Below are 12,966 nucleotides of genomic sequence, written 5' to 3'. Positions count from 1 at the left end.
TGCGGTTGACGACCAGGCAGCACGACGTACCGGTCCGTGAAGGCGCGCGATTTTATCAGGCTTGCCCGCCAGCTACTACCGGCTAAGCCGTTGCCGATGTTGCCGCACGGCGGGTGGCTGTTTAAGGTAGAGCCCTTTCCGTGTGCTTGCCGCGCGGTCCCGATTGCTTTATGAGAGTCCCCATGCGCATTTATCTGAGTCTGCTCGCCCTGGGCTGTTCGTTGCTGAGTCTGCCGTCCTTCGCTGCCCAGGTCGCCGACCTGTACCAGGTACGTGAGCCGGTGGCCAGCCAGCAGCCGGATGTCCGCGAGGCGGCCCTGGGCAAGGCCCTGGAAACCCTGGTGCTGCGCCTGACTGGCGATGCCAGGGCGATGCAGAGCCCTGGCCTGGGTGGCGTACGCAAGGACCCGCAGCAACTGGTCAGCCGTTATGCCTATGAAGGCGATGCGCTGGTGGTCGACTTCGACCCGGCCACCACCGATGACAAGTTGCACGCTGCTGGCCTGCCGCTGTGGAGCGCCAACCGCCCGGCAATCCTGACCTGGTGGCTGAGCAGCAATCCCGATGGCAACAGCCTGGTCGGCGATGCCCAGGAAAGCGCCAAGCCCCTGCTGCAGGCGGCCCAGCACCGTGGCCTGCCGCTGCGCCTGCCGTTGGCCGACCTGCAGGAGCAACTGCTGGCGACCCCCGAGGCGCTGGACGCCGGCAAGGTCGAGCCATTGCGCGAGGCTTCCGAGCGTTATGGCGCCGATGCGCTGCTGATCGTCCATGCCAGCGAGACCGACGGCAAATGGCGTGCCCAGTGGACGTTGTCGCTGGGAGAGGCCAAGGAGAATGGCAAGGCGGAGGGTGATAATCAGCAGGCCCTGGCCGACGCCGTGCTGCTGGATGTCAGTCAGCGCCTGGCGCCGCGCTTCGTGGTCAAGCCTGGCGCGGCCAGTTCGTTGCAGGTGGAAATCCAGGGGGCCGACCTGGCTCGCTATGCCGAGCTGGAAAACCTGCTCGATCCGCTCGGCGGCCGCCTGAGCAAGGTCGAGGGCGACCGCATGCTCTGGGAGGTCAAGGCCAGCGCCGAGCAACTGCGCGCACAACTGGCACTGGCCGGCTTGCAGGAGGTGCCTGCCGATGAGGTTGGGCAAGTGCCGGCGCTGCCAGCCGATCCGGCCCAGCCTGCCGATCAGGCAGCGACCGCTCCAGGCGCGACGCCGCCCGTCGAGAAGAAACCCGATAACCTGCTGCGATTCCGCTGGCAGTGATGCCGACCTGTCACAAAGGACTGTGATGCCTCTTTCCATACTTACCGCGCCCCGCCCGGGGCGCTTCGCGAGAGCCTGACATGACCGATTCACGACGCTGGATGTGGCTGGCAGGCATCGTCCTGTGCGGCTGGTTGCTGTACCTGCTGACGCCGATCCTCTCGCCGTTCCTGGTGGCGATGCTGCTGGCTTACCTCGGCGATCCGCTGGTCGATCGCCTGGAGCGCCTGAAGCTGTCGCGCACCTGGGGCGTGGTGGTGGTGTTCACCCTGTTCAGCCTGTTGCTGCTGATCCTGCTGCTGGTGCTGATCCCCATGCTCGGCCGGCAACTGGTGCGCCTGTATGAGGTGGCGCCGCAGATGCTCGACTGGCTGCAGCACCAGGCACTGCCCTGGGTTCAGGCCAAGTTCGGCCTGGCCGACGGCTTCTGGCGCTTCGACAAGATCAAGGCGGCGCTCAGCCAGCACATCGGCCAGACCACCGATATCGTCAGCGTGGTACTGGCCCAGGTCACCGTTTCCAGCCTGGCCGTGCTGGGCTGGCTGGCCAACCTGGCGCTGATCCCGGTGGTGAGTTTCTACCTGCTGCGTGACTGGGATGTCATGGTCGGCAAGCTGCGCGACCTGTTGCCGCGCTCCGGCGAGAGCGTGGTGGTCAGGCTGGTGCGCGAATGCCATGAAGTGCTCGGCGCCTTCATCCGTGGCCAGTTGTTGGTGATGCTGGCGCTGGCGACCATTTATTCCAGCGGCCTGATGATCGTCGGCCTGGAACTGGGCCTGCTGATCGGTTTGCTCGCTGGCCTGGCCAGCATCGTGCCGTACATGGGGTTCGTCATCGGTTTTGGCGCGGCGGTGGTTGCCGCGTTGTTCCAGTACGGCGGCATCGAACTCTATCCGCTGCTCGGCGTTGTGGCGGTGTTCACCGTCGGCCAGTTGCTCGAAGGCATGGTGCTGACGCCGTTGCTGGTGGGCGACCGCATCGGCCTGCACCCGGTGGCGGTGATCTTCGCGATCCTCGCCGGCGGCCAGTTGTTCGGTTTCACCGGGGTGCTGCTGGCATTGCCGGTGGCGGCGATCGTCATGGTGCTGCTGCGCCATGTCCATGATGTTTATAAACAGTCGGATATCTACGCGGGGCAATAGGCTCTGGTAAGTGAAAGGCAGCCTCCCGCCGCATCTCCCTGAACTTTTGCGAGAGGGTGGGGCTCGGAACAGGAACGGGGGGCGCGGATGTGACGGCAGTGACTCACGTGTTGCCGTGCTTTCCACGCCCAGGGGCCAGTCACGTCTTCGCTGACGGCCGGCACCTTGTTCGGGCGATTCAAGCCTGGAGTGAAGGCGAGGGCATGGCTCTTGCAATGGCCAGCATCGAGAAAGCGCCTGCGAAATTCTTTACGAAGCGCGCTATCGCCCGGACTGGATGAATATTCCGCTGGACGGCCTGGCTGGCGCAGCTTTGCACGCATTTACCGGGGAGCCACTCATGAGCCAGAACGCGCGCCGCTCACGTGCCGATATCGAGGCACTGGTACGGGCCGAGCATCACGATCCTTTCGCTTTTCTCGGCCCGCACGAGGTGAACGGGGGCGTGGAGATCCGCGCCTACCTGCCTGGCGCGCTGCGCGTTGAGCTGGTCGATGCGCTCAGCGGCGACTCGCTTGGCGAAATGCGGCAGGACGAGGCGCCTGGCCTGTTCATCCTGGGCCTTGGCCATCGTCCCGATTATCGCTATCGCATCCACTGGGCCGAGGGCGTCCAGGATAGCGAAGACCCCTACGCGTTCGGCCCGTTGCTTGGCGAGATGGACCTGTACCTGTTCGCCGAGGGCAACCACCGTGAGCTGGGTAGATGCCTGGGCGCGCAACTGATGACCCAGGACGGCATCGACGGCGTGCGTTTCGCCGTGTGGGCGCCAAATGCGCGGCGGGTGTCGGTGGTTGGCAGCTTCAATGGTTGGGATGGACGTCGGCATCCGATGCGCCTGCGCCATCCTGCCGGTGTCTGGGAACTGTTCGTGCCGCGTCTGCGGGCGGGCGAGGTGTACAAGTTCGAAATTCTCGGCGAGGACGGCCTGCTGCCACTCAAGGCCGACCCACTGGCCCTGGCCACCGAGTTGCCGCCGGCCACGGGATCGGTGGTGTCGGCGCCGTTGGCGTTCGCTTGGAACGACGCGGCCTGGATGGAGGATCGCCAGGCCCGCCAGGCCCATGACCGCCCATTGTCCATCTATGAAGTACACGTCGGTTCCTGGCGCCATGACGGTGAAGACGATCCTCGCCCGCTGGACTGGCATGAACTGGCCGCACAGTTGATTCCCTACGTGCAGGATCTCGGCTTCACCCACGTTGAGCTGTTGCCGATCATGGAACACCCGTTCGGTGGTTCCTGGGGCTATCAGCCGCTGTCGCAGTTCGCGCCGACCTCGCGCTATGGCAGCCCGAGCGACTTCGCCGCGTTCGTCGATGCCTGCCACCAGGCCGGCATTGGTGTGATTCTCGACTGGGTGCCGGCGCATTTTCCCACCGACGCCCATGGCCTCGGCCAGTTCGATGGCACGGCGCTTTACGAATACGCCCACCCGTTCGAGGGCTTTCATCAGGACTGGGACACCTACATCTACAACCTGGGTCGTACCGAGGTGCATGGTTTCATGCTCGCCTCGGCACTGCACTGGCTGCGCGCCTATCACATCGATGGCCTGCGGGTGGACGCGGTGGCGTCGATGCTCTACCGCGATTACTCGCGCAAGCCCGACGAATGGATACCCAATCGCCACGGCGGCCGCGAGAACCTCGAGGCCATCGACTTCCTTCGTCATCTCAACGACGTAGTCGCCGCTGAAGTACCTGGTGCCCTGGTGATCGCCGAAGAGTCCACCGCCTGGCCAGGCGTGAGCCGGCCGGCCCGCGAAGGCGGCCTGGGCTTTTCCTATAAGTGGAACATGGGCTGGATGCACGACAGCCTCAAGTACGCCAGCGAAGACCCGGTGAATCGTGGGCACCATCACCATCAACTGACCTTCGGCCTGCTCTACGCGTTCTCCGAGTCGTTCATCCTGCCGATTTCCCATGACGAGGTGGTGCACGGCAAGCGCTCGCTGCTGGACAAGATGCCCGGCGACCGCTGGCAGAAGTTCGCCAACCTGCGCCTGTACCTGAGTTTCATGTGGACCCATCCGGGCAAGAAACTGCTGTTCATGGGCTGCGAGTTCGGCCAGTGGCGCGAGTGGAACCACGATGCGCAACTGGACTGGTACCTGCTGCGCTATGCCGAGCACCAGGGCGTGCAAAGCCTGCTGCGCGATCTCAATCATCTGCTGCGCCATGAACCCGCCTTGCACCAGATAGACGAGCGCGCCGATGGCTTCAGTTGGCTGATCGGTGACGACCTGACCAACAGCGTCTACGCCTGGCTACGGGTGGGCAATGAGGGCGCACCGTTGCTGGTGATCCACAACTTCACCCCGGTGCCGCGCCAGGGCTATCGCATCGGCGTGCCGCTCGCAGGTGTCTGGAGCGTGCTGCTCAACAGTGACGCCGCACGTTACAGCGGTTCCAATGCCGGCACTTTGCACGAGGCCTTCGCCGTCGAGCAGGCCAGCCATGGGCAGGCCTATTCGCTGCTGGTCGATCTACCGCCGTTGGGAGCCTTGGTGCTCCGTTCTCAAGGCTCCTGAAACCAGGCCTCCAGGCCTTGGCGACGCTCCTTGCCTTTGCCCGAGAGCCGGCAGGTGAACCGGTAGTAATTGTCACCATCTGTGCCGGTCGCGCAGAAACCCTGTTCGCCACCGATCTCCATGGCCAGGCCGGATATCCGGTCGGCTCCGCAGCGCTCGAACCAGGCACGCCCGGCCTGGGTCTTGCCTTGTACGGTACGGCGCAAGGTGTAGGCGTCATCGCCATACTCGACCTGCAAGGTGCCGAAGTAGGGCGTGCCATCGACGCTACGCCTGCCGACCACCTGATACAGGCCTTCAATGCCGGCGGGGAACTCCCGGTCCATCTTCTGTCGCTCGCAGAAACTGTCGGCATGGCTGGACATGGATAGCAGCAGCGCCAGGGGGTAAAGGGCGAAACGAATCACGCGATGGCTCTCCTCAGGTTGTAGCGAGCGATATCTTCCAGGCGCTCGTAAAAAAGTTCGCTGGCGTAAATCCTTGGCCGCTTGAGAAGGGAGCGCAGGATGGCCTTGCGTCTCAGTCGGAACAGGAAACCCGGAACCTTGCGGTACTCCTGGCGAATCTGTTGTTCGTATTCGTCGAAACGCTCGTCGGGCGCGGCCAGGATCGCCAGGTTGATATCCACCATCAGGCACTGATCATGGTCCTGGGGTACGGATTTATGACGGATGGCGAGAATCAGCGCCTCGACGCGTCGCACCCGTTCCGGGGCAACGCCTGCGGCCAACAGGTGCTTGGCGGCGAGGCGTGCGCTGCGCTCTTTTTTGTCTTTGCCGGGGATGGGGTAGATCGCATCGTGGTACCACAGCGCCAGGCAAAGCGCGGGGGCGTCCTCGGCGTGGCGCTGGACTTCGTCAAAGAACTCCAGGCATTCCTCTAGGTGCTGCTGCGAGTGATAGACGCGATGGCCTTCGTTGTATGCAGAGAGCAATGCCTGCCTGTGGTTCAGCCCATCGCCGAGTGCGCCGATACCAGCCCAGGCGGGAGCCCATGAAGATTCGAGTGGATGCATATTGGGGGGCGACCTCCTGACGGTGGGCAGCATATTCTGCTGAGCGCCAAATTGGTTTGGCTTGTAAAACACCTGGTGCAGGCTGACGTTCTCCGGGTCATGGATGTCGTCGATGCGGGCCTCCGAGTATTTTGCGGGGCGCATTATTCCATTTGGCCGAGGGCTGCTGCGAGAAGCAGGTCGAGATAATGGGGAGGCGGCGATAGAGGTATGGGCAGGCATCGGAGTCGGTGGGCTGACGCCACCAGTTTGAATTTCCGATGCCTTCGCGACAAAAAGAAAAGGGCTTCGAAGCAGGCCGTGTGAAAGCGCAGTAGTTTTCACACGGTCTGGAGGAGCCCCTTTGTCGCCGTCAGTGTGCCAAGCCTCGCTTGGCGGCGCGGCGATGGACGACCAGGCCGGCTGCCACCACGACGGCGGCGGCGATGCCGGTGGAGATCACCAGCACCTGGTAGTCAGGCATGAAGGCCATGGTCACCAGGCTGCCGACGATGAACAGGATCACCAGGTAGGTCAGCCACGGGAAGAACCACATCTTCAGGCGGATTTCCTTACCTTCGGCGACCAGCTTGCGACGCATGCGCAGTTGCGAGAAGGCGATCACCAGGTACACCAGCAAGGCGATCATGCCGGTGGTGTTCATCAGGGTTTCCAGCACGTCTTTCGGGCCCAGGGTCTCGCTGAAATTGATCACGGCGCAGAACACTGCGACCAGGCAAGAGCCGATGATCGCGTACACCGGAACGCCGGTGCCGGTGCGGGTGATCTTGAAGAACGACGGCGCGTCGCCGCGCTGGGCCAGGGAGAACAGCATGCGCGAGGCGGTGTAGTGGCCGGAGATCAGGCAACTGCTCACCGAGGTCAGTACCACGAAGTTCATCAGCAGCTCGGCATAAGGCACGCCCAGCAGTTCCAGGGTGCGGCGGTAGGCGCCGTAGCCGGAAACGCCCAGGTGCGGGTCGTTCCACGGCACCAGGCAGACGATCAGGAAGATCGAGCCGACGTAGAACAGGCACACGCGCCAGACCACCGAGTTGGTCGCCTTGACGATCTGGGTCGCCGGGTCCTTGGCTTCGGAGGCGGCGATGGTGACGATCTCGGCACCGAGGAAGGCGAACATCACCCCGAGCAGCGCACCGATCACCGTGCTGATGCCATTGGGCATGAAGCCTTCGGCGGTCAGGTGGGTGATGCCGCGTACTTCACCGAACTGCCAGATGTTCAGTACGGCCGCGGTGCATACGATGAGGAAGCAGACGATCGCCACCACCTTGATCAGGGCGAACCAGAACTCGAACTCGCCGTAGTGCTTGACGTTGAAGAAGTTGACCGTGATCAGCACCAGGGTCGTGGCCAGCACGAACACGTTGACGCTGACGTCAGGGAAGAAGCCATGCAGGATCTTGCCCGCTACGTAGGCTTCCCAGGCCATCAGGATGACCCAGTACCACCAGTACAGCCAGCCGATGGTGAAGCCGGCCCAGCGGCCGATGGCCTGGTCGGCGTAGGTGGAGAAGGAGCCGGTGTCCGGCGAGGAGGTCGCCATCTCGCCGAGCATGCGCATGATGAACACCACCAGGATGCCGCCGGCCAGGTAGGCCAGTACGGCAGCCGGGCCTGCGCTGTGGATCACGCTGCCAGAGCCGACGAACAGTGCGCCGCCGATTACGCCGGCGATCGACATCATGGTCAGGTGCCGGGATTTCAGCGACGTGCTGAGCTTGCTTTCATGCTCCTGCTTTGCCTTTTCGGCTGTTACCGCATCCATAACTGGAATACCTCTTGTAGATCTTGCTGGAAACAGTTGGAACGCGAAGCCGGCACCGAAGACGCACCACGCAAAAACGCCACGGCAGGCCGCACCTGTATGGTGGGGCCGCAATGGCGTATCTGAGCTGGCTATGACCGTTTGTTGGAATAGGATCGGTCTTCGGGGCGGTCCGCATCCCATCAAGGATGTTCGGGACCATCGATTGCGTCTGTACGGCCAGGAGGTCGAACCTCACTCCAGGCGTACTGATGAGAAAACTCCAAAAGCAGGCTCGTCCGGTTTCGGCCGAGTCATTGAACGTGGGGACTGCCTGATCCAGGTGGCGATGTCCGTTAAAGCGGCGCCTTGGCAGACTTGCAGGTGGCCGAAAAAGTGCTCGGCCGCTCTGTCGTGCACAAAGACGGGGCGCGATGGTAACGGAAAAAACACGGGCGAGCACACTTTGCTATCGGTGATGCATTCCATTTGCGACTAAAGGAGGGTGGTTGGCGACCTGCTTCGCTGTCATCCGCCCAGTCAAGATGCCCGTGCGCGGTTCTTATTTTGTCGAAGCTGTCGCCCCTGGAGTCGCGTGTGATTGCAGCGTTCAGTCGTGTGCGAAACATCTCTCAGGTCGCGAAAACTTTTATCCGCCGCCGCGATTACCTTCTGATCCAGCCGGGTTTGGCGTTTGCCAACGATCTCCTTATTGAAAGCGATCCACTCGTCGAAGCAGGCGCATTTGTTGCTCGCTTCATGATTCTCCAAAGCCTGGAGCGCTTGACACTTCCCCGCTGAATTTGTAGCCGGAAAGCGTGAGGCGCAAATCATGATAGGCAGGTGAGCGTTGCCGTATAGGCGTTGACTTTCACGCCGCCGAGGAAAACGCCAGCCACAGTCAGGCTCGTCTTGCGGTTTCTCGCAGGCACTCAGCTATTCGGTTGAGTAGGGGCGTGGCTTTTCAGTTCGGGGCGAGGATAGGTGCGAAATTCGTCGTCCCATTTGTCCGCCGAAGGGATGACCTTGAATGAGGGGAGCTCGTCATAGACGAAGTCGAGCTTGAAATTGCCATCCGGGGTGATGTCGACGATGCACGTATACCAAGCGTGGCCTTTTTCATTGATTGCTGCCATCTTGCCGCGCAACTCACGAAATGCATCGCTTACCTCGTCTTCGACGACGAATGAGCGCTGCTGGCCGTCGCTCGACTGGTACGTGCCGTTTTCCTCGAAAAAACGGGTGATCGCCAGGAACTGGTAACGGGCCGTGCTCCAGCCGTCTGGCGGCAGTTCATCGTATATACCTTGGGCGATGGTCTGGTGAAGGTGCTGTATTTCTGGGGTCATGTCAGGGTCCCGTTGGGTTGACTATCGTTCGTTTGCTCGAGACGCCACCAATGGTCTCGGTAATCCTGAACTCTGTGGCGCGTGCGCTGCTGTCGCCATAGACGAGCTTGATCTTAACCTGCACATCGTTGCCAGCGGCCAATTCACTGGCCCAGTTCTTTTCCATCTGTCCCCATTCGCCCGAGTGATAGTTGTTGATGCTCTTATGCATCGGGGTGAGGTTTTCCTTGCCGCCGAAACCATTGAATTGCGAACCTATCAGGTGTCCACCCTGATCGTCTGCCAGACGACCATCGTCCTTGCCAACCGTGCGCTGAGCATACTCGTTGCGTTCGGCTTTCTTGAGGGACAGCTTGCCTTCTACCGAACTGATTCGGCCTTCGGCATCTGTGGTGTACTTGTAGCCATTGTATTCGTAGCTGTGGTTGGCTTTGAGTCGGCGTTTCTTGATCTGGACGCCTGATTTTCCCTGGTTTGTCTTGCTGGCGTCAGCTGCCTTCGAGGCTTCGTCTGCGGTGTTTGCTGTCTTGGCCGCTTCGGAGATATGTTCGGCCTTGCCTGCATCGGCCACGACATCGGCGGCCTTGACGGTGTCGGCCGCCGCATCCAGGGCCTTGGCCCCACGTGCCGCCTTGCCCAGCGCACCGGCGCCTTTCGCCGCCGCACCGAGCGGCACGAACATCGACAGGACGGCGCCGCCTTTCTGTGCGTCGCTGGTGGGTTCGAAGATATCGCCGACATACCCACTGTTCATCATTTCGTTGGCCTGGCGGGCCAACTCATTGGCTTTGTCCAGGTCGCCCGCCTGGTGGGCCGCGAGGGCGGCTTTCTCCATCGCGTTGGCCTGCATGGCAATGCTCGGCATGCCGCCTGCTGAGCTGTATTTGCTGGCCATCACCACCAGGTTCCACAGGTCCGAGGGCAGGTTGCCGATCCCCTTGAGTACGCCGACCCCGGTATCCAGCGGATCGTCTGCGCTGGCGTTGGCAATGCGCTTGGTACTGCTCCAGGCGCCGGAACCGAATTCCTTGGTCTTTTCCCAGAACGAGCGCTCGTCCGCCTCGGCGTCGAGCAGTGCCTGCAATTGCGGGTTGGTCTCCTGCTCCGCTGGCTTTTCCGCCTGGCTGTCGGCGCTGCGCTGGGTGGTCACCACCTTGCCCAGCGCGCCGCCGACTCCGGCGGCGTTGCAGTTGACCAGGCACAAATTGTCCTGGCGAACCAGGGGGATGCCATTGACCTTGACGTTATCCTGGCCCTGCAGGAACTTGACGTAGCCGCCGCCCAGCGAGGTGCCGGCGACGATATGCGAGCCGGCGTCGCCCTGCACACCCTTGTGCATGTCGCCGACCCGGTACACCGGCACGCCCTGGGCTTTCACGTCCGGCGAGGACTGGGTCTGGTTGCCGATGGTGGCGAAGCTGTCGAAGGGCACCACCGCGTTGCCGACCTTGCAGAAGTCGGGCGTCGAGCAGACGGCCTTCCAGTCGTGGCTGTCGTTGGCGGCGTGGCGGGCGTCGCCCCACAGGTCCATGCCGTCTTCGCTGGGTTTCGACTCGGCCAGTTCGCCTTCCTTGTACCGCCCTTCCTCGAAGTAGCGTTTTACTTCCTGGGCGGTCTCGTCGAAGTAGGCCCGGTCGTTTTCCCAGTCCTGGCCGTGAGCGGCGAATAACTGATCCGAGTTGTCGATAACGGCCTGGGCCTGGGCCAGGCTGTCGATGCCGAAGTCCAGGCGAAACGCATCGGCGTTGCTGTACTCGTCGATGACGAGGGTGGGGAGAACGATCTCATCCATGCCCGCTGTCCTCGGCCAATGACAGCTCAAGGGTTCCGAGCGCCAGCCGCCGCAGGGGGGCGCCGCGCTCGAAGGTGGCGCGCCAGACCAGCGAGACGAGGCGCGTATCGAGGTCGATGGCCAGGGTGTCGAGTACCAGCGCCCCCTTTTTCACCGGCCCGCGAAAGGGCGTCAGCGCCGCCAGCGCCACTATGCCCGGCAGGCGAAAGTGGCTCAGGCCCTCGGGCAGCAGGCCGAGCAGGGAGACGTGTTCGTCGCCGGCCAGGTAGCCCGGCTGGACCTGGTCGCTGGGCGCCGCCTGGTAGAAGCGTTCGTCGAAGTCTTCCGGCAGCAGTGGATGGCGCTCGGCCTGCCAGCGCTCATCGTAGGTGCCGGCATATTGCAGGCGTGACTGGCACCAGCGCGCCAGCGGCGCCAGGCCCTGGACGGGCAGGGCATCGTAGGGGCTGGCCAGCGGTGCCTGCGGGTCTTCGATCTGGGGGGCTGGTAACTCATCCAGTCCATCGCGCCATTGGCGGACCAGTTCGGCGGCTTCGGGGGAGAGGGCTTGCAGATCGGCATCGGTTGGCAGCCAGCCGCATCCCGCAGGGTTTTCGGGGTTGTAGACCCGTTCCAGCGGCCCTTGCTCGGTGGCTGCCAGGCTATAGCAGCCGCCGAAGGCATGCCGATAGTCGAGAGGCACCTGGGTGGTCGGTTCGGCTTCGCTCAAGCGCCATGCCTGGCCTTCGCGCAGGAAACGACGTGGGCCGTGCAAGCGCACCAGCTTGCGCCGATTGCCTATGCGGATGCCGGCGAGCCAGGCGGGCTGCGCATGGCCACCCTCGGCATGGGCGGTGCCGGTGATGTAGACGTCGCTGGCCGGCTTGAACAGGGTCAGGTCACCCTCGCGACGCAACACGCTTTGCAGCGGGTTGGCTTCGGGATGGCCGTCGTATTCGTCGGCGTAGACGATGGGCGCCTGTTCGTCGGCGCGTTCCAGGCGGCGGTTGTCACCGCGCAAGGCGAAAGTGCCACGCAGTACCAGCACGTCGTAGACGACGCCGCCGGGGCCGGTCTTCTCGAACCAGGCATGGGGAAAGCCGCTTCTGTTATCGATCCGCACGTCGAACCTGGCTACTCGGCGGCGCCGGGGGCCGAAGGCGCGATGGACACGCTATGCAGGCACTCCGGGTTGCTCTCCTTGAATGAGAAGCGCAACCGGCCCCAGGGCTGGGCGCTTTCCCACACGCTGGACTCGTTCAGCGAACGACCGCGTGGTGCGGCGACCAGGCGCAGTTCGCCGTACTGCGCGTCGAGGGCGTCGCGGCCGATGCAGGCGCCGCCGATGAACAGGCCGACAGTGGCTTGCCGCGTGCGCGTCAGCAGGGTCAGGCCGGTCTGGGCGATGCGCACGTTGTCCTTGAGCAGTACCTCATCGCCGACCCAGCGCGTGCGATGCTCGTCCTGCGCTTCGAGACGCAGGTTGTTGCCCAGCGTTTGCTCGATCCGGGCGGGGCTCGGGGGCGCCAGCCTGGCCAGGCGCTCGATGACTTGCCAGAGCGTGAGAGGGGCTTGGTTCATCTGTTCGATCCCGTTCGCTGTTGAGCAGGCGGCGCAGGCCAGAAGCAGGGCGCCGAGCCACCTGGGTGAATGCCGTTGGAAACTAGTCGCTGGCCTGGTCGTCATACCAGCCGCCGTAGTAGTCGTTGTAATTGACGAATTGACCATCGCGCTTCACCGAGGACGTTTCGGAGCCCCAGACCTGGCCGATGGCTTGCTGCGCGGCAGCGGTGTCGCCGGTGCCCAGGTAGCGATCATAGATGGCGTTGTAGGCGGTGGGGCTGCTGCCGTTGATACCGATGTCCGGCCCGCCGTTGGCGATGATCTCGCGCTGGACCTTGATATTGTTCAGCACCGCGGCGCCTTCGTCGGCCAGCGCGCCCTGGACATAGGCGGCGCGCGAGGTCAGGTCGGCCTCGTAGGGGTTGGTCGCATGGCCGGCCTCGTGGGCCAGGACCTGGGCCACGGTGCTTGGGTCATTGCGCAGGTCGCCGTCGATGACGATCTTGTTCAGGTCGCCTTCCTGCTGCACGTAGGTGCCTTCGCCAGCCGGGCCGTAGGCGATCTGCCAGCCTTCCTCCTGCAGTTGACGC

11 protein-coding genes are annotated in these 12,966 nt (G+C 63.3%); 4 read left to right on the top strand and 7 right to left on the bottom strand.

Features of this window, described 5'->3' with window-relative positions:
- The first annotated feature begins 182 nt into the window (after positions 1 to 182).
- The 3 genes from ACSZPK_RS18400 to glgB all read left to right on the top strand — a co-directional run bounded on the left by ACSZPK_RS18400 (position 183) and on the right by glgB (position 4,931).
- On the top strand, positions 183 to 1,256 hold the full coding sequence (locus ACSZPK_RS18400; protein ID WP_437882972.1) for a DUF2066 domain-containing protein: 1,074 nt from the start codon (positions 183 to 185) through the stop codon (positions 1,254 to 1,256).
- Positions 1,257 to 1,336: 80 nt separating this feature from the next.
- Positions 1,337 to 2,398 carry an AI-2E family transporter gene (locus tag ACSZPK_RS18395; protein ID WP_437882971.1) on the top strand — a complete coding sequence of 354 codons (1,062 nt, stop codon included), beginning with the start codon at positions 1,337 to 1,339 and terminating at the stop codon, positions 2,396 to 2,398.
- A gap of 340 nt (positions 2,399 to 2,738) precedes the next feature.
- Positions 2,739 to 4,931, top strand: coding sequence for a 1,4-alpha-glucan branching protein GlgB (gene glgB / locus ACSZPK_RS18390; RefSeq protein WP_437882970.1), 2,193 nt, complete (start codon positions 2,739 to 2,741; stop codon positions 4,929 to 4,931).
- Here the strand turns inward: glgB and ACSZPK_RS18385 are convergent.
- The 3 genes from ACSZPK_RS18385 to ACSZPK_RS18375 form a co-directional block, all read right to left on the bottom strand.
- Positions 4,919 to 5,338, bottom strand: coding sequence for a hypothetical protein (locus ACSZPK_RS18385; RefSeq protein WP_437882969.1), 420 nt, complete (start codon positions 5,336 to 5,338; stop codon positions 4,919 to 4,921). The genes glgB and ACSZPK_RS18385 overlap by 13 nt on opposite strands.
- Positions 5,335 to 6,090, bottom strand: a complete 756-nt coding sequence (locus tag ACSZPK_RS18380; protein ID WP_437882968.1) for an HD domain-containing protein — start codon at positions 6,088 to 6,090, stop codon at positions 5,335 to 5,337. The genes ACSZPK_RS18385 and ACSZPK_RS18380 overlap by 4 nt, the downstream gene beginning before the upstream one ends.
- Before the next feature lie 208 nt (positions 6,091 to 6,298).
- On the bottom strand, positions 6,299 to 7,714 hold the full coding sequence (locus tag ACSZPK_RS18375) for an amino acid permease (RefSeq protein WP_437882967.1): 1,416 nt from the start codon (positions 7,712 to 7,714) through the stop codon (positions 6,299 to 6,301).
- Between the two features lie 576 nt (positions 7,715 to 8,290).
- Here ACSZPK_RS18375 and ACSZPK_RS18370 point away from each other — a divergent pair.
- Positions 8,291 to 8,494 carry a hypothetical protein gene (locus ACSZPK_RS18370; RefSeq protein ID WP_437882966.1) on the top strand — a complete coding sequence of 68 codons (204 nt, stop codon included), beginning with the start codon at positions 8,291 to 8,293 and terminating at the stop codon, positions 8,492 to 8,494.
- A gap of 131 nt (positions 8,495 to 8,625) precedes the next feature.
- Here ACSZPK_RS18370 and ACSZPK_RS18365 read toward each other — a convergent pair whose 3' ends face one another.
- Genes ACSZPK_RS18365 through ACSZPK_RS18350 form a run of 4 tightly spaced genes read right to left on the bottom strand, consistent with a single transcriptional unit; the run spans position 8,626 to position 12,394 of the window.
- Entirely contained in the window at positions 8,626 to 9,042 is a 417-nt protein-coding gene (locus ACSZPK_RS18365) for a hypothetical protein (RefSeq protein WP_437882965.1), read from the bottom strand.
- A 1-nt stretch (position 9,043) separates the two neighbouring features.
- Positions 9,044 to 10,834 carry a DNA/RNA non-specific endonuclease gene (locus ACSZPK_RS18360; RefSeq protein WP_437882964.1) on the bottom strand — a complete coding sequence of 597 codons (1,791 nt, stop codon included), beginning with the start codon at positions 10,832 to 10,834 and terminating at the stop codon, positions 9,044 to 9,046.
- Entirely contained in the window at positions 10,827 to 11,936 is a 1,110-nt protein-coding gene (locus tag ACSZPK_RS18355) for a DUF2169 family type VI secretion system accessory protein (protein WP_437882963.1), read from the bottom strand. Before ACSZPK_RS18355 ends, ACSZPK_RS18360 begins: the two co-directional genes overlap by 8 nt.
- An 11-nt stretch (positions 11,937 to 11,947) precedes the next feature.
- On the bottom strand, positions 11,948 to 12,394 hold the full coding sequence (locus tag ACSZPK_RS18350; RefSeq protein ID WP_437882962.1) for a hypothetical protein: 447 nt from the start codon (positions 12,392 to 12,394) through the stop codon (positions 11,948 to 11,950).
- Between the last annotated feature and the right edge of the window lie 572 nt (positions 12,395 to 12,966).

The sequence above is a fragment of the Pseudomonas sp. LRF_L74 genome, assembly GCF_965644255.1.
Taxonomy (GTDB): Bacteria; Pseudomonadota; Gammaproteobacteria; order Pseudomonadales; family Pseudomonadaceae; genus Aquipseudomonas.
Note: the sequence above shows the minus strand (reverse complement) of the source record. Positions and strands in the feature narration are given on the sequence as shown.